This is a genomic window from Salinifilum ghardaiensis, assembly GCF_054491345.1.
The window spans coordinates 2,528,698-2,551,060 of the sequence record NZ_CM137101.1 but is presented as its reverse complement, the minus strand read 5'-3'; the positions used below and the strand labels follow the sequence as shown (position 1 = coordinate 2,551,060).

Annotated in this window: 18 protein-coding genes; 9 read left to right on the top strand and 9 right to left on the bottom strand. The window is 73.3% G+C overall.

Going from position 1 to position 22,363, the window contains the following annotated elements; genetic code table 11:
• Positions 1-59: 59 nt before the first annotated feature.
• The 5 genes from ACVGV0_RS11685 to ACVGV0_RS11665 all read left to right on the top strand — a co-directional run bounded on the left by ACVGV0_RS11685 (position 60) and on the right by ACVGV0_RS11665 (position 5,801).
• Complete coding sequence (locus ACVGV0_RS11685) at positions 60-1,451, top strand: MFS transporter (RefSeq protein WP_459155690.1); 1,392 nt, start codon at positions 60-62, stop codon at positions 1,449-1,451.
• 171 nt (positions 1,452-1,622) lie between these two features.
• Complete coding sequence (locus ACVGV0_RS11680) at positions 1,623-2,771, top strand: Gfo/Idh/MocA family protein (RefSeq protein ID WP_459155689.1); 1,149 nt, start codon at positions 1,623-1,625, stop codon at positions 2,769-2,771.
• A complete protein-coding gene (locus ACVGV0_RS11675) occupies positions 2,768-3,943 on the top strand; it encodes a dihydrodipicolinate synthase family protein (protein ID WP_459155688.1) in 1,176 nt (391 codons plus the stop codon). Before ACVGV0_RS11680 ends, ACVGV0_RS11675 begins: the two co-directional genes overlap by 4 nt.
• Positions 3,940-4,794, top strand: coding sequence for a sugar phosphate isomerase/epimerase family protein (locus ACVGV0_RS11670; protein ID WP_459155687.1), 855 nt, complete (start codon positions 3,940-3,942; stop codon positions 4,792-4,794). The genes ACVGV0_RS11675 and ACVGV0_RS11670 overlap by 4 nt, the downstream gene beginning before the upstream one ends.
• Before the next feature lie 494 nt (positions 4,795-5,288).
• Positions 5,289-5,801: a GNAT family N-acetyltransferase gene (locus ACVGV0_RS11665; protein ID WP_459155686.1), complete on the top strand. Its 513-nt coding sequence runs from the start codon at positions 5,289-5,291 to the stop codon at positions 5,799-5,801.
• Between the two features lie 90 nt (positions 5,802-5,891).
• Here the strand turns inward: ACVGV0_RS11665 and ACVGV0_RS11660 are convergent, their stop codons facing one another.
• The 7 genes from ACVGV0_RS11660 to ACVGV0_RS11630 form a co-directional block, all read right to left on the bottom strand.
• Positions 5,892-6,176 carry a hypothetical protein gene (locus ACVGV0_RS11660; RefSeq protein WP_459155685.1) on the bottom strand — a complete coding sequence of 95 codons (285 nt, stop codon included), beginning with the start codon at positions 6,174-6,176 and terminating at the stop codon, positions 5,892-5,894.
• A gap of 210 nt (positions 6,177-6,386) precedes the next feature.
• Positions 6,387-7,151 (bottom strand): cation transporter, encoded by a 765-nt coding sequence (locus ACVGV0_RS11655; RefSeq protein WP_459155684.1) that lies wholly within the window; start codon positions 7,149-7,151, stop codon positions 6,387-6,389.
• On the bottom strand, positions 7,148-7,501 hold the full coding sequence (gene cmtR / locus ACVGV0_RS11650; RefSeq protein ID WP_459155683.1) for a Cd(II)/Pb(II)-sensing metalloregulatory transcriptional regulator CmtR: 354 nt from the start codon (positions 7,499-7,501) through the stop codon (positions 7,148-7,150). Before cmtR ends, ACVGV0_RS11655 begins: the two co-directional genes overlap by 4 nt.
• Positions 7,502-7,572: 71 nt before the next feature.
• The gene (gene rox, locus ACVGV0_RS11645; protein WP_459155682.1) at positions 7,573-9,000 is read right to left on the bottom strand and encodes a rifampin monooxygenase; all 1,428 of its coding nucleotides are present in this window, start codon (positions 8,998-9,000) and stop codon (positions 7,573-7,575) included.
• Between the two features lie 475 nt (positions 9,001-9,475).
• The gene (locus ACVGV0_RS11640; protein WP_459155681.1) at positions 9,476-9,841 is read right to left on the bottom strand and encodes a hypothetical protein; all 366 of its coding nucleotides are present in this window, start codon (positions 9,839-9,841) and stop codon (positions 9,476-9,478) included.
• On the bottom strand, positions 9,838-10,668 hold the full coding sequence (locus tag ACVGV0_RS11635; RefSeq protein ID WP_459155680.1) for an alpha/beta fold hydrolase: 831 nt from the start codon (positions 10,666-10,668) through the stop codon (positions 9,838-9,840). The genes ACVGV0_RS11640 and ACVGV0_RS11635 overlap by 4 nt, the downstream gene beginning before the upstream one ends.
• Entirely contained in the window at positions 10,653-11,363 is a 711-nt protein-coding gene (locus tag ACVGV0_RS11630; protein WP_459155679.1) for a DUF998 domain-containing protein, read from the bottom strand. Before ACVGV0_RS11630 ends, ACVGV0_RS11635 begins: the two co-directional genes overlap by 16 nt.
• Before the next feature lie 89 nt (positions 11,364-11,452).
• Here ACVGV0_RS11630 and lysX point away from each other — a divergent pair, with 89 nt between their 5' ends.
• Positions 11,453-14,776, top strand: coding sequence for a bifunctional lysylphosphatidylglycerol synthetase/lysine--tRNA ligase LysX (gene lysX / locus ACVGV0_RS11625; RefSeq protein ID WP_459159875.1), 3,324 nt, complete (start codon positions 11,453-11,455; stop codon positions 14,774-14,776).
• A 241-nt stretch (positions 14,777-15,017) separates the two neighbouring features.
• Positions 15,018-15,200, top strand: coding sequence for a hypothetical protein (locus tag ACVGV0_RS11620; protein WP_459159874.1), 183 nt, complete (start codon positions 15,018-15,020; stop codon positions 15,198-15,200).
• Positions 15,201-15,364: 164 nt separating this feature from the next.
• Here ACVGV0_RS11620 and lacZ read toward each other — a convergent pair whose 3' ends face one another.
• Both lacZ and ACVGV0_RS11610 read right to left on the bottom strand, forming a co-directional pair.
• On the bottom strand, positions 15,365-18,490 hold the full coding sequence (gene lacZ, locus ACVGV0_RS11615) for a beta-galactosidase, LacZ type (RefSeq protein ID WP_459159873.1): 3,126 nt from the start codon (positions 18,488-18,490) through the stop codon (positions 15,365-15,367).
• Positions 18,491-18,717: 227 nt separating this feature from the next.
• Complete coding sequence (locus tag ACVGV0_RS11610; protein ID WP_459159872.1) at positions 18,718-20,169, bottom strand: Nramp family divalent metal transporter; 1,452 nt, start codon at positions 20,167-20,169, stop codon at positions 18,718-18,720.
• Between the two features lie 235 nt (positions 20,170-20,404).
• Here ACVGV0_RS11610 and ACVGV0_RS11605 point away from each other — a divergent pair, with 235 nt between their 5' ends.
• Entirely contained in the window at positions 20,405-21,127 is a 723-nt protein-coding gene (locus ACVGV0_RS11605) for a GntR family transcriptional regulator (protein WP_459159871.1), read from the top strand.
• A 96-nt stretch (positions 21,128-21,223) separates the two neighbouring features.
• A complete protein-coding gene (solA, locus tag ACVGV0_RS11600; RefSeq protein ID WP_459159870.1) occupies positions 21,224-22,360 on the top strand; it encodes an N-methyl-L-tryptophan oxidase in 1,137 nt (378 codons plus the stop codon).
• The last annotated feature ends 3 nt before the right edge of the window (positions 22,361-22,363 follow it).

Here is a 22,363-nt window from a genome sequence, read left to right as displayed (position 1 = left end):
GCGGCCCGCACCCCGCTGATCGGGACGACGACGTGCCTGCACCACGCGGAGGAGAAACAGTGACAAGCGAAGTCGGGGAATCCGGCGCCCCGTCGAAGGATTCCCGGAGAACGTCGAAGAAGGCCGCCGCGAGCGGGTGGGTCGGCAGCGCGCTCGAGTACTACGACTGGTTCGTCTACGCGCAGGCCGCCGCGCTGGTCTTCCCCAGCATCTTCTTCCCCGCCGGTAGCCCCACCGTCGCGCTGGTCTCGTCGCTCGGCACCTACGCCGTCGGCTACGTCGCGCGCCCCCTCGGCGCGCTCGCCCTCGGGCACTGGGGTGATCGCCGGGGGCGCAAGAACGTGCTGGTCCTGGCGATGCTGATGATGGGCCTGTCGACCTTCGCGGTCGCGCTGCTGCCCACCTACGGCCAGGTCGGCCTGCTGGCGCCCGTGCTGCTGGTGCTGCTGCGGTTCGTGCAGGGCTTCGCGGTGGCCGGCGAGCTCAGCGGCGCCAGCGCGATGATCGTCGAGCACGCGCCGTTCGGCCGGCGGGGCTACTACGCGAGCTTCAGCCTGCACGGCACGCAGGCCGGCCAGGTCATCGCCGCCGCGGTGTTCCTGCCGCTGTCCGCGGTGCTGTCCGACGAGGCCTTCAACGCGTGGGGCTGGCGGGTGCCGTTCCTGCTCAGCGCGCTGGTCGTCTTCGCGGGCTACCTGATCCGGCGCCGCGTCGAGGAAACCGAGGTGTTCCTGGACGAGCAGGGCGAGCAGCAGGCGGCCACGAGGCCGAAGACCCCGTTCGTGCAGGTCTTCCGGGAGTGCGGGCTGGACGTTCTCCGGGCGGTGTGCATGACGCTGGTCAACGTCATCGGCGTGGTCGTGTCGGTCTTCGGCGCGGCGTACGCGACGCAGGCGGGCTACGGCATCGAGATGAGCAGGAGCATCTACCTGTGGATCCCGGTGGTGGCCAACCTCGTCGCGCTGGCGTTCATCCCGTGGTTCGCCATCCTCTCCGACCGCTTCGGCAGGCGGCCGCTGATGATCGTCGGCTCGCTGGGTTCGGGACTGCTGTCCTACGCCTACCTGTGGGCGGTCAGCCAGAACAACGTACCGCTGACCCTGCTGCTGGCCATCCTCACCTGGGGCGTGCTGTACCAGGTGTGGAACGCGACGTTCGCCAGCTTCTTCCAGGAGTTGTTCCCGGCCCGGGTGCGGGTCACCGGTTTCGCCGTCGCGCAGAACATCGGCCTGGCCATCTCCGCGTTCCTGCCGAGCCTCTTCACGCTGGCCGCCCCTCCGGGCTCGGCGCACGTACCGCTGGTCATCGGCACGCTGGCCTTCGGCATCACCGCGATCGGCGCGGTGGCCGCGTACTCGGCGCGGGAGACGCACCGCCTCCCGGTCGAGGATCTCGGCAACCCCGAGGCCGCTCCCCTTCCCCGGGAGGAGTTCGAGCGTCTGCGCACCTGATCCCGCTGCACCGGTGGGTCCCGATCATCCCGGCACCCACCGGGCGCAGCGCGGGCAACTCCCGGCGCAGGTGCGCACCGCGCCATTCGGAAATCGCTTTCCCGCGATGCTTGCACCGGTTCCCCGACGCGACTTACGCTTGGTAAGCGCTTTCCAGAAAGGTGGTACGGCATGGCCGAGCGAAGGCTGGGCGTCGTCCTGAACGGCGTGACCGGCAGGATGGGGTACCGGCAGCACCTGCTCCGATCGGTGCTCGCCCTGCAGGAGCGGGGCGGGGTCGAGCTCTCCGACGGCACGCGCGTGCAGCTCGACCCGCTCCTGGTCGGCCGCAACGCGGAGAAGCTGCGGGAGCTCGCCGAGCAGCACGGCCTGCAGCGCTGGACCACCGACCTGGACACCGCCCTGTCCGACTCGGACGAGCTGTACTTCGACGCCCAGCTGACCACGGTGCGCGAGCCCGCCATCGCCGAGGCGATCGCCGCGGGCAAGCACGTCTACACCGAGAAGCCGATCGCCGAGGACTGCGACGGCGCACTGCGGCTGGCCCGGCTCGCGCGCGACGCCGGCGTGAAAACCGGTGTGGTGCACGACAAGCTGTACCTGCCCGGGCTGCGCAAACTGCGGCGGCTGGTCGACAGCGGTTTCTTCGGCCGGGTCCTGTCGGTGCGCGGCGAGTTCGGCTACTGGGTCTTCGAGGGGGACCTGCAGCCGGCGCAGCGCCCGAGCTGGAACTACCGCGCCGAGGACGGCGGCGGCATGACCGCCGACATGTTCCCGCACTGGAACTACGTGCTGGAGAACCTCTTCGGCCGGGTGGAGGCGGTCATGGCGAAGACCGCCACGCACATCCCCGAGCGGTGGGACGAGCGCGGGCAGCGCTTCACCGCGACCGCCGACGACGCGGCCTACGGCATCTTCGAGCTCGCCGGCGGCGCCATCGCGCAGATCAACTCCTCGTGGGCGACCCGGGTGCACCGCGACGAGCTGGTGGAGTTCCACGTGGACGGCACGCACGGCAGCGCGGTCGCCGGGCTGCACCACTGCACCGCGCAGCACCGCAACCACACCCCCAAGCCCGTGTGGAACCCCGACCTGGTGGAGACGACCCCGTTCCGGCAGCAGTGGTCCCCCGTGCCGGACAACGCGGAGTTCGACAACGGTTTCAAGGCGCAGTGGGAGGAGTTCATCCGCTTCCTGTCCGATGACGGCCACCACCCGTACGACTTCCTGGCCGGGGTGCGCGGCGTCCGCCTGGCGGAGGCCGCGCTGACGTCCTCGCGCGAGGGTCGCCGCGTGGAGCTCGGGGAGGTGGAACTGTGACCGCGCTGCCACTGCCCCGTCCCGACGGGAGCCTCGCCGAGCACGTGCTGCGCGGCCCGCGCGAGTGGCCGCTCCCCGGAAGTCCGCTCCGGACGCGCGCGGCCTACGCGGCCGCGCACGTGGTGCCGCGGGTGCTCGGTGAGAACGTGCCGGGCGCGCCGGCGGACATCGACTGGGACGCGACCCTGGCCTACCGGCACCGGTTGTGGTCCTACGGTCTCGGCGTGGCCGAGGCGATGGACACCGCGCAGCGCGGCATGGGCGTGGGCTGGCAGCAGGCCGCCGAGCTCGTGCGGCGTTCGGCGGCCGAGGCGCGCTCCGCCGGTGGCGCGATCGCCGCTGGGGCGGGCACGGACCACCTGGATCCCGCGGACGTGCCGCCCGGGCGGGCGGGCCTGGCCGCGGTGCTGGCGGCCTATCGCGAGCAGGTGGAGGTCGTCGGCGGCAGCGGGGCCCGGGTCATCCTGATGGCCTCCCGCGCGCTGGCCGCGGTGGCGCGGTCGGCGGAGGACTACGCCGCGGTGTACGGCACGCTGCTGGAGGAGTCCGACGAACCGGTGATCCTGCACTGGCTGGGGCCGATGTTCGACCCGGCGCTGGCCGGCTACTGGGGCAGCGAGGACATCGCGGCTGCCACGGAGACGTTCCTGGAGATCATCCGCGCCCGCCCGGACAAGGTCGACGGGGTGAAGGTCTCGCTGCTCGACGCCGAGCACGAGGTCGCGCTGCGGCGCCGGCTTCCGGGGGGCGTGCGGCTGTACACCGGCGACGACTTCAACTACCCGGAGCTCGTCGTCGGCGACGGCGCGGAGCACTCGGACGCGCTGCTGGGGGTGTTCGCCGCGATCTACCCCGCCGCGTCCGCGGCGATCCAGGCCCTCGACCGGGGCGAGCCGGCCTCGGCGCGGTCCATCCTGGACGAGACCGGGCCGTTGGGCCGGGTGCTGTTCGCAGCACCCACCTACCACTACAAGACGGGGATCGCGTTCCTGTCCTGGCTCAACGGGCACCAGCCCGGGTTCGCGCTGGCGGGCGGTCTGCACGCGGGCCGTTCGGTGCCCCACCTGGCCGAGGTGTTCCGCCTCGCCGACCAGGCGGGGTTGCTGCGCGACCCGGACCTGGCGGCGGGTCGGATGCGGCAGTTCCTCGCGGTGAACGGAGTGCAGCAGTGACCGAACAGGACGGACTGGCCAGGCTCTCGCTGAACACGGCGACGACGAAGGCGTGGACGGTGCGCGAGGCGGTCGACGGCGCGGCGCGGGCCGGGCTGCCCGCCGTCGGGCTGTGGCGCGACCGGGTGGCCACGGCCGGGTTGGACACCGCGGCGAAGGTCGTCCGCGATGCGGGGGTGCGGGTCTCCAGCCTGTGCCGGGGAGGTTTCCTCACAGCCTCCGATCCGCGGGGCGTGCAGGCCGCGCTCGCGGACAACCGCGCCGCGGTGGTCGAGGCCGCCACCCTGGGCTCCGACGTGCTGATCCTCGTGGTCGGCGGTCTTCCCGCGGGCGAACGCGATCTGGCGGGAGCGCGGTCGCGGGTCGCCGACCGGCTGGCCGAACTGGTGCCGTTCGCCCGCGAGCACGGGGTGCGCTTGGTGCTCGAGCCGCTGCACCCGATGTACGCCGCGGACCGCGCGGTGCTCTCCACGCTGGAGCAGGCGCTCGACCTCGCCGAGCCGCACCCGGCGGAGGCCGTGGCCGTGGTCGTGGACTCCTTCCACGTCTTCTGGGACCCGAAGGTGCAGCAGAGCATCGCGCGGGCCGGTCGCGCGGGGCGCATCGCCGTCTACCAGGTGTGCGACTTCAACCTCCCGATCGCGGCCGATCCGCTGCTGTCGCGAGGCATGATGGGGGACGGCGTCATCGATTTCGCCGCGCTGACCCGCGCGGTCGCGGCCGCCGGCTACACCGGTGACGTGGAGGTGGAGATCTTCAACGCCGACGTCTGGGCCACTCCCGGGGATGCGGTCATCGCCACGATGGTCGACCGCTACCGCGAACTGGTGCTGCCGCACCTGGAGGGGTGAGCGCCGGTCGCGCGGCGGGGTGGGGAACACTCGCGGACGTGGAGCTACCGGAACCGATCGCGCCCGAGCTGGACGCGCTGGCGCTGGTCCTCGTCGGCGTGCAGCGGGCGTTCGACGACGCGGCGCCTCGACGCCTGGCTGGGTTCCCCGGGGCCTGGACGGCTTCGTGCTGGCCGGGATCACCACCAACCACTGCTGCGAGACCACGGCCCGCGTCGGCGGCAGCCTGGGCCCCACCGCGTCCTGCTGGCCCTGGACGCCACGCACACCTTCGACCGGCGCGGCCCCGACGGGACACCGGTCACCGCGGAGGAGCTCACCCGTATCACCGCCGCCAACCTCCACGGGGAGTTCGCGACCGTCGTCAACACCCACCAGCTGCTGCGGTAGGACGTCCCCGCGAGCGCGCTCCGGCGCGCCCGCGGGTGCCCCACCTGCTGGACACTTCTCGATGCCCGCACGAACCTCGCTGCAGAAACGGATTTCCACCCGCCATGCGCACCACGTGGAGCACGCGCGCCGAGACCGGCGCCGACGTCCCCGTCATCCGCGAGATCAACCTGGCGGCCTTCCCCACCGCCGAGGAGGCCGACCTCGTCGACGCGCTGCGCGCCGACCCGGCCGCGTGGATCGAGGGGTTGTCGCTCGTCGCTGCGGACGAGAACGGCGAACTCGTCGGCCACGCGCTGCTGACCCGCTGCCACATCGGCGAGGTCCCGGCGCTGTGCCTGGCCCCGTGCGCCGTGCTGCCCGAGCGGCAGCGCAGCGGGGCGGGGTCCGCGGCCATCCGCGCGGCCCTCGCCGCGGCCGCGACCATGGGTGAGCACCACGTCGTCGTGCTGGGGCATGCGACGTACTACCCCAGGTTCGGCTTCACCCGCGCCTCGGCGCACGGCATCGGGCTGAGCGTCGACGTCCCGGACGAGTCGTTGATGGCCCTGAGCCTCGACGCCGAGCACCCGCTGCCGAGCGGAACCGTGCACTACGCCGCCGCGTTCGGGATCTGATCCCTCCAGGCCCTCGGCGCCGCGCGGGGCGGGGCTCGGCCAGGCTTGCCTGGTCGTGGCTCGTCTCGCCGACGTCGGCCGGACCGGCTCCTACTGGACGCCTCCCGAGGCCGCGGGCAGTTCGGGGGCGCGGCGCCACAGCTGCAGCGTGCGGGTGCGCAGTTCGCCGCTGTCGGCCACCGGGCCGCCGTGCGCCGAGGCGCACGTGACGTACCAGGGCGCGCATTCCAGCATCGTCTGCAGCACGTCCAGGTAGGCGACCTGCTCGCAGGTGCCCCACTCCAACCAGCCGGCGATCCACCGCAGCGGTGTCCAGTCGCCGTCCATCTCGTCCACGTGCGCGGCGAGCGCGTTGAGCAGCGTTGTCTCCGGCACCGTCGTGTGTCCCCCTTTCGGAGTTGCGTCCGTCCTGGGGGTGCGACGGGCACGACGGCGGGGCATGACGCCGACCTCGGCCGACCGCCTGCGTGTCGCGGCGGCCACGCGTGGTGACGGGTCCGCGGGCGCCCGCCGCTCCGGCCGCGGCAGTGGGCGCAACCCCCGCCGCGCGAACGGCGTGGTGGCGGCGTCCGCGCGGCGGGCTCGTCAGCAGCACTGGTCGCCGTCGTCGGTGCGCGGTGTGGCCAGGGCCAGCCCGGTGGGGGCGCAGCAGTTGTCGCCCCGCCAGGCTTCGCGGCCTTCCTTGATCGCGACCACGGCGAGGACCAGCGCCACCGCCGGATCGGCCCACGACCAGCCCAACAGGCTGTTGAGCAGCAGTCCGACCAGCAGCACGCCGGAGAGGTAGGTGCACAGCAGCGTCTGCTTGGAGTCGGCCACGGCGCTGGCCGAGCCGAGCTGCCGCCCCGCGTGGCGCTGGGCCAACGACAGGGCCGGCATGATCGCCACCGACAGGGCGGCCAGCACGATGCCGACCGTGGAGGGCTCCGCACCGGCCCCGCCGGCCAGCGAGCGGATCGCCTCGACGGTGACGTAGGCGGCCAGCACGAAGAACGACACGGCGATCACGCGCAGCGCGGTGCGCTCGCGGGACTGGCGCGCCGCGGCGTCGCGGGCGGAGAACTGCCAGGCCACGGCGGCGGCCGAGGCGACCTCGATGACCGAGTCGAGGCCGAAGCCGATCAGCGCGGTCGACGAGGCCAGCACACCGGCGGTGATGGCCACGACCGCCTCGACGACGTTGTAGCTGATCGTGGCCGCGACGAGCAGCCGGATGCGCCGGGACAGCACCGCCTGGCGCTGCGGGGTGGGGCCGCTCGTCGCGGTGGCGGGTGCGGGGCAGCAGCCGTCGGCGCAGGCCTCGTCGCTCGCGGCCGCTGCGGAGGTCTCGTCGCGGGGGTGCGTGCTCATGCCGTGGCCACCTCCCCGGCCGCGGTGGCGGGTGGCTCGTCGAGGCAGGCCTCGGACGTGTCGACGGCCAGGACCACCTGGACGAGTTCGCGCAGCGCCTCGGCCAGGTGCGCGTCGGCGAGGTCGTAGCGCACCTGCCGTCCTTGGTAGGTGGCCGCGACGAGTCCGCAGCCGCGCAGGCAGGCCAGGTGGTTGGACACCTTCGACCGGCTCAGGCCGAGGGCCTCGGCCAGTTGTCCCGGGTAGTGCGTGCCGTCCAGCAGCGCGGTGAGGATGCGGCACCGCGTCGGGTCGGCCAGGGCCCGGCCGACCCGGACGAGCGCGTCCTGGCGGGTCTCACCTGTCAACATGCGTCCAACAGTACAGCAGAAACTGAATTACAGTACAGGCTGAACTGTTCGGGCCCGGGCCACCGGCGCGTTCACCCGGCGGACGCGCCGAACCACCTCGGCAGCTGGCCGAGCAGCTCCGCCTGGTCCTCACCGGCCCAGGCCACGTGACCGTCCGGCCGCAGCAGCACCGCGGGCACGTCCAGCTCCTCGCTGCCGTCCACGACGTGATCGACCCGGTCGGACCACCCGGCGACCGAGAGCCGACCGGTGCTGTCCAGCAGCAGCCCGCGACCGCCGCGCAGCAACTCGTAGAGGCGGCCCCGCTGCAGGGCGATGTCGCGCATCCGCTTGCCGAGCAGCTCGTGGCCGTCACCGAAGTCGTAGCGGACCCCGAGCGCGGTGATCTTCTCGATCAGGTACCGGTTCACCTCCTCGACGTCCATCAGCTCCGCCACCAGCCGCCGCACCGACCGCGGCCCCGGCTCGGAGGACAGCAGCTCGGTCTGCGCGCGGGTGTTCTCCAGCACGTCGGCGGCCACGGGGTGCCGTTCGGTGTGGTAGCTGTCCAGCAACCCCTCCGGGGCCCACCCGCCGACCTCGGCGGCCAGTTTCCACCCGAGGTTGAACGCGTCCTGGATGCCGAGGTTGAGCCCCTGCCCGCCGGTCGGCGGGTGAACGTGCGCCGCGTCGCCGGCCAGCAGCGCCCGGCCGCTCCGGTAGCGCTCGGCCTGCCGGGTGGCGTCGCCGAAGCGGGAGAGCCAACGCGGTGCGTGCACGCCGAAGTCGGTCCCGGCGATCGCCCGCAGCTGTTGTTTGAGCTCCTCGAGGCTCGGCGGGACCGAGCGGTCCGCGGCCACCCCCTCGGCGGGCACGATGACGCGGTACACCCCTCCTCCGAGGGGAACGGTGCCGAACCGCTTCTGGCTCCTGCGGACGTCGGCCACCACGGCGGCCAGCGTCTCCGCCGGCACGGCCACCTCCACCTCGCCCAGCAGCGTCTCGACCCTGGTGGGCTCGCCCGGGAAGCCGATGCCGAGCAGTTCGCGCACCGCGCTGCGGCCGCCGTCGCAGCCGACGAGGTAGCGCGAGCGCAGCTGCGTGCCGTCGGCCAGCTCGGCGGTCACCGCGCGTTCGTCCTGGCGCAGCGCCACCAGTTCGCAACCGCGGCGGATCTCGGCGCCGAGCTCGGTGGCGTGCTCGGCCAGCAGCGCCTCGGTGGTGCTCTGCGGGATGGCGAGGACGTACGAGTGCGCGGTGTCCAGCTGGTCCGGCCACGGTTTGTCGATGCCGGCGAAGAAGCCACCCGCCACGACCTGCTCGCCGCGCGCGAGGAACCGCTGCAGCAGTCCGCGCTGGTCCAGCACCTCGATGCTGCGCGCGTGCAGCCCGAGCGCGCGGACGTGCCCGGTCGGCGCCGGCTCCCTCTCCAGCACGAGGGTGCGCACACCGTGCAGCCGCAGCTCGCCGGCCAGCATCATGCCCGTCGGCCCGCCCCCGACCACGATCACGTCGATCACGAAACCCCCCGTGCGGCGAGGTCGAATTCAACACCGCGAACGCGTTGCGCGTGCTCGGAGTCCGGGCAGAACGCTTTCGGAGGAACTTGTGCTGCTCTCCGGCGAGCACGGTTTCGCGGTGACAGCGGCACACGCATCTCACGACCCCATTTCCGCAGATTCCGGCAACGACCGGCGAATTCTGCGGTACGACCCGGGTCTTGCCGCAAGTACCCCGGTGCGCTACAAAATGAGAACGGGACGGAGCGCTCCCCTCGTCCCGCCTCTGCCCTCCTCTCGCCGTCGCCGGATTCGCCGTCCTCGTCCGTCGTGGACGGACGCGCTCCCGCGCAGCGGTTCCGCACCGCATTCCCGGATCGCGGTCCGGGGGACTGTCCGAGCCCGGGGAACGCAGCCGCGGAACGCGGAGCTCCTCGTCCCGCTCGGCGGACCGGTTCGAGCACCGCCGGGTGCGCCGCCGTTTCCGTGGAATCCGTCACCGGGGCTGCCCGAGGTGCTCGGTGCGGAACACCTCGGTGCCGGCGAGCAGCACGCGGAAGCTCACCTGCTGGTGCTCGGTGCCGGCCGCGGTGACCCGCCCGAACGCCACGACCGGTCGTCCGCGGGCGGTGACGGCGGTGCAGCGCGTGCTGAACGCCTGAGCGGGGCGGATCCGCGCAGCACCCGGGCTGCGGCACTCCGGTCCGCGGGCCGCGGCGATGCCGTGCCGGTCGAACGCGGTGCGCAGGTCCCGCTGCACGGCGTTGTGGTAGGCGGTCACCGAGACGACCTTGCCCGGATCGGCGCACCCGGCCAGGGTCGCCAGCACCAGCGCGACGACCAGCAGCCCCCGCCCGCTCATCGCGCTGCCCCGCTGCCGGCGACGGCGGCCACGGCCGCCACCACCCGGTCCGGGCGCTCCCACGCGAGGTGGTGGCGCGCCGCGGGCAGGAGCTCGTGCTCGGCGCGCAGCACCCCGGCGAGTCGGCGGTGGCACCGCCGCCAGCGCCGCGCCGCCGGTGACGGCATGCCGGCGGTGGCGGTGAGGATCCGCACGGCCACCGCGGGAAACCGCGTGCGCTGCCGCAGCGCGACGAGATCACCCAACATGCCCGGGTAGGCGAGGTACTCCTGCCAGGCGGCGGTCCAGGCGGTGGCCGAGCGGAACGCGGCACGCCCCCGCCTGCGCACCTCCTCGGGAACGGGCCTGCTGGTCTGCCCGCGCGCGACGAGCGACCACGCGGCCGGACCGAGCCGCGCGGTCACGCCGAGGTGCTGCGCGCCGTCCGCGAACGCGCGCCCGCAGCGCTCGGCCGCGCCCCGCCACCGCTGCGGCCGCCCCGGGCTGCCCGGTCCGCAGCTCGGGTCGAGCAGGACCAGGCCGCGCACCAGCTCGGGGTGGCACCGGGTCATCGCCTCGGCGTGCAGGCCGGCCACCGAGTGCGCCACGAGCACCACCCCGCCGGGCACGTCGGCGGCGACGGCGGCGAGCGCACCGGCCTCCTCGCGCAGGCTCGGCACTCCGGCACGCGGCGGGGCGCTGCCCAGGCCGGGCCGCTCGACGCGGAGCAGGCGGTGCCGCCGGGCCAGGTCCTCGACCACCGGCAGCCAGTCGTGGGCGGTGCCTGCCATCCCCGGTGTCAGCAGCAGCGGCGGGTCGCCGGACCCGCCGGTCACGACGTTGAGCACGTCTCCCCTCCCCCCTCGCAGACGGCCAGGGCCACCAGCCAGGTCGAGATCCCGGCGAGCTGCACGCGCTGGAGCACTCCGGCGCCGGTGCCGAGCACCAGCGCCGCCAGCGTGAGCACCGTCGCCGCCGCGGTGACGGCCAACCACGTCCACGCCCACCGCGGCGGCGGGCCCGGGCCGCCCTCGCGGGCCGCGGCGAGGGCGAACGCCGCCATGCCGGCCAGGGCCGCCGCGCCGGCCAGCGAGCTGGTCAGGGCGTGCAGCTCGTGCGACAGCGACAACGTCCCGGCGAGCTCGCGCACCGCGCAGGCCGCGTCGACGAAGGGGGCGCAGTCCATCGGCGTGAACGCCGCGTCGGTGGTGGTGGCCAGGCCGAACACCGCGACACCGGCCCACCCGGTCACCGCCCGGCGACCCGGTCGCCGCCGCAACCCGCCCACCGCGGCGGCGGTGGCGCACAGCCCGGCGAGCACGTCGCCGGTGCGGAAGAACGCGCTGCCCGGTTGGTCGCGCGCGGCGAGCTCGCTGACGTAACCGTCGACCACGTCCATCCCGGGGTTGACCCACGGGCCGGCCAGCCACGCGGCGTAGAGCAGGCCGGCGGCCAGCAGCAGGACGCAGCGGCCGCGCCCGGCCGGTGGACTACCACCGGTGGCGGTGCCCCGGCAGGTGCGGGCACCGGACTCGTCGACCATGCGCCGTCCTAAGCTCCCGGTTGGCATTGCTGGTTCGATCTGTGGTCGCCGACCCGCGCTCGCAGGGGCGCACGAACGCGGAGGAGTCGATGAACCGGAGGCCCGTCGGCACGCCGACCGAAGTGCTCCAGGCCGCCCAGTCGAGCTGGACCGCCCGCGTGCCGCGCGTCGTGGTCGCCGCGCTGGTGGTGATCTCCGTGCTCTCCGGCCTGTCCGCGGTCGGTTCGGTGTTCCACGGTAGCCAGCCGGTGCGCGAGTTCGTGGACGAGTACGTCTTCCCCGCCCCGGCCAACCTCGGCTACGCCGCGTTCGTGCTGGTGCTGGCCGCGGCGCTGGCCCGGCGCAAACGCGTGGCCTACTGGATCCTGCTGCTCGTGCTCGGGCTGCAGCTGGTGCTGGCGGCCCTGGCCGGGCTGGTGCTGGTGCTGGCGCCGGCGCAGCAGCTGGGAGCGCGCCTGCCGCCGTGGGTGCCGTGGGCGCTGGCGGGCACGGTGCTGTTCACCGCCGCGGTGCTGGGGGTGCTGGCCGCGGCGAGCCGCCAGTTCTACGGCCGGGTGCAGCGGGGCAGCGTGCCGCAGGCGTTGAGCGTGTTCGCGCTGCTGGTCGCCACCTCCGTGGGTCTCGGGTACGCGCTGGTGAGCCTCTTCCCGGGCTCGTTGGAGAGCCCGGCCGACCGGTTGAGCTGGACGGTCGAGCGGGCTCTCGGCGGCGCGGTCACCTTCGACCTCACCCGCTTCGGCCACGCGCCGGGCTGGGTGAACCTGGTGCTGGGGCTGCTCGGCATGACCACGATGCTGGCGACTCTGGCGGTGATGTTCCGGGCGCAGCGCACGGCCTCGGAGCTGCACGCCGCGGACGAGCGGCGGGTGCGGGCGCTGCTCGACGAGTACGGCGAGCGGGACTCGCTGGGCTACTTCGCCACCCGCCGGGACAAGGCGGTGCTGTTCTCGCCCAGCGGCAAGGCCGCCATCAGCTACCGGGTGGTGGCCGGGGTGTGCCTGGCCAGCGGTGACCCGATCGGGGATCCGGAGGCCTGGCCGCCGGTGATCGACCGGTGGCTGGCCCTGTGCCGGGAGTACACCTGGCGACCGGCGGTTCTGGGCGCGGGTGAGCAGGGCGCGCGGGCCTACTCGCGGGCGGGTGTGAAGATCCTGCAGCTCGGTGACGAGGCGGTCGTGGACACCGCGGCGTTCACCCTCGCCGGGCGGGAGATGCGGCCGGTGCGGCAGGCGGTGCAGCGGTTGCAGCGCGACGGGTACGCGGTGCGCTGCCGCCGCCACGGCGACGTGCCGGCCGCGGACATGGCCGAGGCCGTGCGGCTGGCCTCGGCCTGGCGCAGCACCGACGCCGAACGCGGCTTCTCCATGGCGCTGGGCCGGTTGGGCGATCCCGCCGACGCGGACTGCGTGCTCGTCGAAGCGCTCGACCCGCGCGGTCAGGTCCGCGCGCTGCTGTCGCTGGCCCCGTGGGGGCGGCGCGGGTTGTCGCTGGACCTCATGCGGCGCGACCGCGAGGCCGACAACGGCCTGGTCGAGCTGATGGTGTGCACGCTGATCGGCGAGGCCTCCCGGTTCGGGGTGCGGCGGATCTCGCTGAACTTCGCGGTGTTCCGCTCCGCCTTCGAGGAGGGCGCCCGCCTCGGCGCCGGGCCGGTGCTCAAGATCTGGCGCGGGCTGCTGCAGTTCTTCTCCCGCTGGTGGCAGCTGGAGTCGCTGTACCGGTCGAACGCGAAATACCACCCGCACTGGGTGCCGCGTTTCGTCGGCTTCACCGACCGGCGCGACCTGGGCCGGGTCGGCCTGGCAGCGGGGTTGGCCGAGGGGTTCGTGCCGGACCTGGGCCGCACCCGCCGGCGCGCCGCGGTGGCCGACGCGCCGGAGCAGCGGGTGCCGCAGCGGTCCGAGCCCGTCGCCGAGGAGGAGCACCAGCGGCTGCCCGAGCAGGTGCGGGTCCGGCGGCAGAAGCTCGACGAGCTGCGCGCCGGCGGCGTCGAGCCGTACCCGGTGGCGGTGCCGCGGGAGACGAGCCTCGGCGAGCTGCGCGCGCAGCACGAGGGGCTCGCCGCGGACACGCGCACCGGCGTGCGCACCGCGATCGCCGGGCGGGTCATGCTGCTGCGCGACCACGGCGGGCTGTGCTTCGCCACCGTGCGCGATTTCACCGGCACCCTGCAGGTGATGCTGTCCACCCAGGACACCGGTGCGGAGTCGCTGCGGTCGTGGCGCCGGCAGGTCGACCTCGGCGATCACGTCTCGGTGCGCGGTGAAGTGATCACCACCCGCCACGGCGAGCTGTCGGTGCTGGCCGCGTCGTGGACGCTGGCGGCGAAGTGCCTGCACCCGCTGCCGGAGAAGCACACGGGACTGTCCGATCCCGAAACCCGCGCGCGGAAGCGGTCGGTGGACCTGCTGTCCGGTTCCGCGGGGCGGCAAGTGCTGTCCGCGCGCAGCGCCACGATGCAGGCGCTGCGCGCGACCCTGCTCGAGCAGGACTACCTGGAGGTCGACACCCCGATCCTGCAGCCGGTGCACGGCGGGGCGACCGCGCGGCCGTTCTGCACCCACCTCAACGCGCACAACATGCCGATGTACCTGCGGATCGCGCCCGAGCTGTACCTCAAGCGGCTGTGCGTCGGCGGGGTGGAGAGGGTCTTCGAACTCGGCCGCACGTTCCGCAACGAGGGCATCTCGCCGAAGCACAACCCCGAGTTCACGATGCTGGAGGCCTACCAGGCCCACGCCGACTACGCGGTGATGCGCCAGGTGTGCCGGCAGCTCGTGCTGGCCGCGGCCAGCGCCGCCCTCGGCACCACCGTGCTGCAGCAGCCGGGTCCGGACGGGCAGCTGGCGAAGGTCGACCTGGCCGCGGACTGGCCCGTCGTGCCCGTCCACGAGGCCGTCTCGCGGGCCGTGGGCGAGCCGGTCACGCCGGACACCCCGGTGCGGAGGCTGCGTGGGATCGCCGAGCGGTCCGGGGTGCGCTGCACCGCCGACGCGGCGGGCGAGCTCGTGCTGGAGCTGTACGAGCAGCTGGTCGAGCGGCACACCACCGCCCCGGTGTTCTACACCGACTTCCCCATCGAGGTCTCGCCGCTGACCCGCCAGCACCGCGCGGATGAGCGGCTGGCCGAGCGGTGGGACCTGGTGGCCTTCGGGACCGAGCTGGCCACGGCCTACTCGGAGCTGATCGACCCGGTCGAGCAGCGGCGGCGGCTGGTGGAGCAGTCGCGGTTGGCCGCCGGGGGCGATCCGGAGGCGATGCAGCTCGACGAGGACTTCCTCGACGCCCTCGAATACGCCATGCCCCCCACCGGTGGTCTCGGCATGGGCGTCGACCGGCTGGTGATGCTGCTGCTGGGCAAGTCGATCCGGGAGACGCTGCCGTTCCCGTTCGTGCGCCCCCGACGGCCGTGAGCTGGGCGCGGAGCCGTGCTGGCGCTCGCCGCACCCGCGAGGGGCGGAACCACCGGCGGTGCGGCACCGCGGTCGTGGCACCGGTTGCCGGCACTCCTCCGGGGGCGGAATGCCGGAGTTCGGCGGCACCTCGTGTGTTCTGCCCTACAGCAGCGAAGACCACACGTGCTCGGTCCCGGCGCGGCCGGGAACAATGGAGCTTCGTCCCCCGTCCGTGTCCCGAAGCCTGCAGCGAGGCGTGATGTCCGAGCACGAATACACCGCCGCCGGTCTGCCCGTTCGCCGTCCCCAGTGCTCCGAGGGGGCCGTGCTGGACGCGGCCTGGCCCGAGGCGGAACGGGTGACTCCGCGCGCCGAACCGTGCCGCGACCTGGACGTGCTCGCGGAGGTGGCGGCGCAGCTGCAGCAGCTGCCCACCACCTGACCCGCGCCCCGGCCGCCCGGCCGCGGTAACGTCCAGATGTAGCGGAAGAACCCGGGTGAGAAGCGTTCCGGGCAACCGTCTGCCTGCCGTGCCCGCCCGTTGTGGCGCAGCACGCGGGCAGGGTAGCGCGCGCAACGGCGTCACGGTGGTGCGCACCGCTTTCCTCATCCGGCGGGGCGGATCCGGTAGGAGTAGCTGTAGGGCCGGTCGGCGTGCAGCAGGTACTGCTCCAGCGGTGCCGCACCCCACGAGTCGTTGCCGCCCACACCCGTCTGGCGGTGGTTGATGCCGAGGACCACCTCCTCGCGGCGGCGCAGTTCGTGCGGGTGCTTCGGCCCGTCCAGGTCGAACGGGGTGTGGTGCAGCGCGCTGAGCTCCAGCGGGTCCGCGCCGGGGTCGGTGCGCAGCGCCAGCCCGGCACCGGACTCGTCGGTGAGGGAGGCCGAGCGCACGTCGGTGACGTTGCCGGTCTGCTGCGGCCGCACGTACGGGGTGAACTGCTCGTCGACGGTGCTGCGGTGGGCGCCGCGGAACGCGCCGGTGCGGCGGTCGATGTAGTTCTCGTGCGGCCCGCGGCCGTACCAGGAGAACGTCTCCAGCCCGGCCGGCAGCGTCCACAGCGTGCCCACCAGCGGCAGGTCCGGCAAACCGGGTCCGGGCCGCAGCGTGTGCCGCACGTGCAGCTCCCCGTCACCGCGCAGCGTGTAGGTGCTCTCCCAGCGGGACCGCGACGGTTCGGTCGGCAGCGCGGCGACGACCTCGATGGTGAGCTCACCGGGGTGCGGTTGCGACACGCGCACGTCGGTGACGGTGCGCTCGCGGCCGGCCTCGCGCCAGGTACGGGAGGTGAGGTGCGCGTCCCGTCCCCTGTCGTTGTCCAACGGGGCGCGCCAGAAGTTCGGCACGGGCCCGCTGATCAGCAGTCTCCGGCCGCGGTGGCGCAGGTCCGCCAGCACGCCGCTGGTCTTGTCCAGCACCAGCTCGACCGCCCCGGCCCGGGCTCGCACCCGCCCTCCGCTGTCGGTGACCTGCACCGGACGTTCGGAGCGGACCGGTGCGGCGGGTTCGGCGCGCCAGGGCAGGGGGAACTGCTCGGCGGCGACGGGGTGGCCCGCCGCGGCCCAGGTGGTGTCCTCGGACAGCACCGCGGTCACGGTCAGCAGGTATTCCGCCCCGGGGCGCGGCGGGGGTTCGGTCAGCGGGAGTCGCACCGTCCCCTCCCCGCCCGGCGGCACGTCCGGCGGGGCGAGCGCGCCGCGCTGGATCGACCGGCCGTCCTCGGTGACCTCCCAGCGCAGCTCGTAGCCGTCGAGCCCGGTGAACGCCTGCCGGTTGAACAGGCGCACCGTGTCCGGGCGGGTCGCGGTCATCCGCACCGGCTGGTAGACCTTGGCGACTTCCCGCGCTTCCGGCTCGGCCCGCCGGTCGGGTGCGAACAGCCCGTTGCAGCAGAAGTTGCCGTCGGTGGGGTGGCCGGGTTCCCAGTCGCCGCCGTAGGAGAAGTACGTGCCACCGCCGGGCAGCGGCAGCGCCACCGCCTGGTCGACGAAGTCCCAGACGAACCCGCCGTGCAGGTTCGGGTACGTCTCGAAGACGTCCCAGTACTCCTGCAGGTTGCCGACGCTGTTGCCCATCGCGTGGGCGTACTCGCACAGCAGGAACGGTTTCGGGTTGCCGGACCGGCCGTAGGCCTCGACCTCGGCCGGTTTGGCGTACATGCGGCTTTCCACGTCGGCGACGCTGTTCATGCCTTCGTAGTGCACCGGTCGGGACGGGTCGCGCCGGCGGGTCCAGTCGGCCATGGCGGCGAAGTTGCTGCCGCTGCCGGCTTCGTTGCCCAGCGACCACAGGACGACGCACGGGTGGTTCTTGTCGCGTTCCACCAGCGAACGCACCCGGTCGAGGCACGCCTCGGTCCACTCGGGAAGGCTGCCGGGCAGCACGTCGCGCACCCCGTGCGATTCCACGTTCGCCTCGTCCACCACGTACAGGCCGTGCTCGTCGCACAGTTCCAACCACCGCGGGTGCGGCGGGTAGTGCGAGGTGCGCACCGCGTTGATGTTGTGCTGCTTCATCAGGCGGATGTCCTCGACCATCCGCTGCTCGTCCATCACCTGGCCCGTGTGCGGGTCGGTTTCGTGCCGGTTGGTGCCGCGGAAGACCAGCGGCGCGCCGTTGAGCGTGAACTCGCCGGCCTGGCAGGTGATCGTGCGGAAGCCGGTGCGCACGCGGTGCACCTCGTGGCTGCCGCCGGGACCGTGCAGCGTGAGCACGAGCGTGTACAGGTTCGGGGTTTCGGCCGACCACAGCGCCGGGTTCGGCACGGTGGTGCTCGGTTCCACCGCGGTCTCGTCGCCGTCGAACCGGACCGGGCTGGACAGTGCGGCCACCAGCTCGTCGGCGGGGTCGTGCACGGCCACGTCGAGCCGGTGCTCGCCGGCGGGGGCGCCGCTGCGGTTGCGCACCGCGGCGCGCACGGTCAGCTGTCCGTGCTGGTCGGCTTCGGCGAACACGTCGTGCAGCCCGACCTGCGGCACCGAGTACAGGTACACGTCGCGGACGATGCCGGACAGGTCGATCATGTCCTGGTCCTCGAGCCAGCTGCCGTCGCACCAGCGGTAGACCTCGACGGCGAGGAGGTTCTCCCCCGCGGTGAGCGCGTCGGTGATGTCGAACTCGGCCGGGGTGTAGCTGTCCTCGCTGTAGCCGATGCGCCGCCCGTTGACCCACACGAACAGGGCGGATTTCACGCCCTGCAGCGACAGCACGGTGCGCCGCCCGGACCACTGCTCGGGCACGGTGAAACGCCGCCGGTAGGAGCCGACGGGGTTGAACGCGCGCGGTGCGCGCGGCGGTGCGGGATCGTCGTGGCCGATCCACGGGTAGCGCTCGTTGAGGTAGGTCGGCTCGGCGTAGCCTTCGATCTCCCAGTTCGCCGGTACCGGGATGGTGTTCCACGCGCCGTCGTCGAAGTCGGTGCGGTGGAAGCCGGCGGGTCGCTCGTCGGGGGTGGGCGACCAGTGGAACCGCCAGGTGCCGTTGAGGCTGCGGAAGTGCGGTGAGCTCTCGAGGTCCCCGGCCAGGGCGCCGGCCGCGTCGGCGTACGGCACCAGGCGGGTGCGTGCCGGTTGCCGGTTGACCTGGAAGATCTTCGGCGCGCCGTCCCACTCGAGGCCGGGCTCGGCTGCGGCGTCCGCGGCGAACGCGGCGCGCTGCGCGGCGAAGGCCGTCCAGCCGGCGAGTGCGGTTCCGGCGACGAAGGACCGACGAGTGAGCCGACCGGCGCGCATGGGGACCTCCCGGGATCCATCGACAGCAGCGGCGGGTTCGGCCCGAACCCGCCGTGCAGTCAATCGATCGGGCACTGCCCCAGAATACCGCCGGAGGTGTGGACGATGTTCGATGAGTCGGACGTGCGTGTCGGGGTGGGCCGCGGGTGCCGGTGCCGCGGCCACTGCCCCGCTGTCCGCGATGCCCGCGGGCCGGCGGTTCGGCACTGCCTCCGGCCGCGCCGGCCTCAGGCGACCGGCTCTCCGCGCAGCACGGCGAGCACGGTCAGCACCGCCAGCAGGCCGAAGAACACGAACGCCGCGAGCAGGATCGCCGCGCGTGCCCGGCCGATCCGCAGCGGCCCGGGCAGGGCCCTGCGGTTGAGCGCGACCAGCAGTCCGGAGTAGACGAACATCTGCACCCCGGCGATCGAGGAGGAGATCACCACCAGCAGGAACGGTTCTTCGAGGCCGAGCAGGAGGATCGCGCCGCCGGAGGCGATCAGCAGCCACACGACCGCGGCGTAGATCTTGCTCTCGCTCCAGACCCGGCTGCGCGCCAGGGCGTGGATCTTGACCTGGTCGGCGATCAGCCGCGCGGTGTAGTCGATGATGCCCAGGTTCGTCGACAGCAGCGCGACCGCGCCGGCCAGCCAGAACGCCACGCCGAACCAGGGGGCGACGTTGCGCTGCAGCGCCTGGCCTTCCTCGAAGACGAAGGCGACCTCTTCGGAGTCCACCTGGCCGACGGGCAGGTTGGCGTAGGCCAGCACCGACAGCATCACCAGCGTGACCACGCCGACGAGCAGGAACGTCAGCAGCTGTTCCTGGTTGGCCACGCGCCACCACCCGCGCCAGCGGCGCAGGTTCTCCGCGTCGGTGCGCGGGTAGTAGCCCAGCGACGGCACGCTCGTTTCCTGCCCGGTGACCGGGGAGACGACCCGGGGCAGGAAATGTCCCATGCCCATGCCCTTGTCCCGGATGTAGTTGCTCTGCACCAGGTTGTTGGCACCGCCGGCGCCGGCGAAGGCCAGCGCGCCCAGCAGCAGCGCCGTGCCCAGACCGGCCTGGCCGACGGGGAAGCCCGGTTCGGTGACCGTGGTGCGCGCGGCGTCGACCCAGTCGGAGCCGCTGGTGGCGACCACGACCGCGGTGATCACGATGACCATGATGAGCGCGACCATCACCATCTGGATGCGCTCCACGGCCTGGTAGACCACCGGCGCCAGCGTCAGCACCAGTCCGATGGCCACGAGCATGCCGACGGTCAGCGGCACCACCACGCTGCCGTCCCAGCCGAACACGAACGTCAGCACCGTCGCGGCGCTGGTGGCCCAGCCGGGCCAGAAGTTCTGCGCCAGCGCGAAGAGCACGAACAGCCACCACCAGTGCGACCACAGCCGGGCGAACCCGGTGAGCGCGGTCTCACCGGTGGCCAGCGTGTAGCGCTCCACCTCCATGTTGAGGAAGTACTGCAGGGCGAATCCCGCGATCGCCGCCCAGAGGAAGACGAAACCGATCTGCGAGGTGATGTAGGGCCACAGCACGTACTCGCCGGAGCCGAGCGCGGTGGCGAGGATGATGACGCTCGCGCCGGTGATGCGTCGCAACCGCACGGGTTCGGGCAGGTCGTGCGGGGAAACGCCCGGGAGGTGCTTGGCCGGCAGGGTGCTGCCCCGCAGTGCGGCGCGCTCGCTCAACGCTTCGCCTCCGATCGTGACGCGAATGCGCAGCAGGTTACTGCGCGACGCAGATCACGTCAGCTCGCGTTTCGGTGAGCAGAATCCCGCGCACCGGCGGTCCGGCATGCCGCAGCGGAGCAGTTCGCCCCGCGGAAAGGACCGCGCGAACACGGCAGGACCATTCAATTCTTCCGGAATTGAACGGTCGAAAAGATTATTGACCGGAAAATGCGGCGCGGGCTACGTTCACCGCGTGTCTACCCCGGTGTACTTGCGCATCCGCACCGAACTGGAGCAGCAGATCCGGTCCGGTGCGCTGCCGCCGGGCGCCAAGGTTCCCACCGAGGCCGAGCTGCAGCGGCGCTACGCCGTCGGCCGGGCCACCGCGCAACGGGTGCTGACCGAACTCGCCCACGCGGGCCTGGTGCACCGCCGCCGGCGGCGCGGCACGTTCGTCGCCGAAGGGCCGCGGCAGGAGAACCTGCTGCGGACGGTCTCCCCCGCGTTGCACGGCCCCGAGATCCCCGGCAGGCACGCGGTGGAGTCGGCGGCGGTGGTGCCCGCCGGTGACGCCGACGTCGAACTGCCCGGCATCGTCGAGGACGCGCCGGTGAACCAGCTGCGGCGGCTGAAGTTCGACACCGAGGAGCACCCCATCGCCGTCGAGCTCGCCGCGGTGCCGTTCGCGCACGCCCCGCGGTTGCTCGACGAGGACCTGGCGCACCTGACGGTGCACGACTACTTCGCCCGCCACCGCATCCCGGCGGCGAAGTCGCGCGTGTACGTCGACCCGGTCCTGCTCGACGGGGCCACGGCGGGCCGGCTGCGCATCGCCCCCGGCCAGGCCGTGCTGCGCCTGCGCCGGTTGACCTGGTTGACCGACGGGCAGCTCGCCGAGGCGATGTGGCACATCATGCGGCCCGAACTCGTCGAGTTCTTCCTCGAAAGCACCGCTCTGTCCACACCGGATTCCTGACCCCTTTCCACCCGGAACCACGATCAGCAGCCCGCCATTCCCGCGGACGAGTCCACCCATTCCACGCAGGACGCCATTCCACGCAGGACGGGAGTGATGATGTCCCGACAACGCATCGCGGTGATCGGCACCGGGGCCATCGGCGCCCTCACCACCTGGCAGCTGGCCCGGCGCGGCGCCGAAGTCCGCGCCTTCGACACCTACGCACCCGGCCACGACCGCGGCGCCTCCGCCGGGGAGTCGCGCATCTTCCGCACCGCCTACAAGGAGGGCGCGCACTACGTCCCCCTGCTGCAGCGGTCCGCCGCCCTCTGGCGCGAGCTGGAGCGGGACAGCGGTGCTGATCTGCTGACGATGTGCGGAGGACTGACCATCGGTCCGGCCGCGCACCCCGACGTGCGCGCGGTGCGCCGCTGCGCCGAGCAGCACGGCCTCGCCTGCGAGGTGCTCGACGCCGGCACCGCCCGCGCGCGGTTCCCGCAGCACCACCTCGACGACGACGAGGTGGCGGTGCTCGACCCGAACAGCGGTGTGCTGCGGCCCGAACCGGCCGTGCAGGCCGCGCTGCGCACCGCCGAACGGGCCGGCGCGCGCGTCCTGCCCTACCACCGCGTCGACGACCTCGCCGAGACCAGCGGCGGCTGGCGGCTGACCAGCGGCGGCAGGCGCTTCGACGTCGACCACGTCGTGTTCGCCCCCGGACCGTGGGCACCGGGGCTGGCACCGCTGCGGGACCTGCCGGTGCACGTCCGCCAGATCACCGCCTGCTGGTTCGCCGCCCACGACCCGGGCACGCACGGACCCGAGCACCTGCCGATCGCGGTGCGCCGCCACCGCGAGGCCGGGTTCTCCTGCTTTCCCGCGCTGGACGGCGTCGCCGTCAAGATCATCCCGCACCACCTCGACCGGCCGGTGCTGGAAAACCCGGAAGCCCTCGGGCGCAGCGCGCCGGTGGAGTTCGCCCGCGCGGCCTCGGCCGCCGCGGAGCGCCTGCTGCCCGGGCTCACGCCGCACCCGGTGCGCATCACCCCCTACGCCGAGGGGTTCACGCGCGACGAGCACGCGCTGGTGGGGCCGCTGCCCGGCCACCGCAACGCCACGGTCATGGCCGGGTTCTCCGGCCACGGCTTCAAGCTCGCCCCCGTCTTCGGCGAGATCGGCGCCGACCTCGCCCTGCACGGCGGCACCGCGCACGACATCACCCCGCTGGATCCCGCGCGCACGCCGCGGTGACCG

Excerpts from the sequence above, each read along its gene's own strand:
- ACVGV0_RS11680 (WP_459155689.1), top strand. The coding sequence starts at position 1,623 with ATGGCCGAGCGAAGGCTGGGCGTCGTCCTGAACGGCGTGACCGGCAGG.
- ACVGV0_RS11665 (WP_459155686.1), top strand. The coding sequence starts at position 5,289 with ATGCGCACCACGTGGAGCACGCGCGCCGAGACCGGCGCCGACGTCCCC.
- ACVGV0_RS11655 (WP_459155684.1), bottom strand. The coding sequence starts at position 7,151 with ATGAGCACGCACCCCCGCGACGAGACCTCCGCAGCGGCCGCGAGCGAC.
- cmtR (WP_459155683.1), bottom strand. The coding sequence starts at position 7,501 with ATGTTGACAGGTGAGACCCGCCAGGACGCGCTCGTCCGGGTCGGCCGG.
- ACVGV0_RS11640 (WP_459155681.1), bottom strand. The coding sequence starts at position 9,841 with ATGAGCGGGCGGGGGCTGCTGGTCGTCGCGCTGGTGCTGGCGACCCTG.
- ACVGV0_RS11630 (WP_459155679.1), bottom strand. The coding sequence starts at position 11,363 with ATGGTCGACGAGTCCGGTGCCCGCACCTGCCGGGGCACCGCCACCGGT.
- lysX (WP_459159875.1), top strand. The coding sequence starts at position 11,453 with ATGAACCGGAGGCCCGTCGGCACGCCGACCGAAGTGCTCCAGGCCGCC.
- ACVGV0_RS11620 (WP_459159874.1), top strand. The coding sequence starts at position 15,018 with ATGTCCGAGCACGAATACACCGCCGCCGGTCTGCCCGTTCGCCGTCCC.
- lacZ (WP_459159873.1), bottom strand. The coding sequence starts at position 18,490 with ATGCGCGCCGGTCGGCTCACTCGTCGGTCCTTCGTCGCCGGAACCGCA.
- solA (WP_459159870.1), top strand. The coding sequence starts at position 21,224 with ATGATGTCCCGACAACGCATCGCGGTGATCGGCACCGGGGCCATCGGC.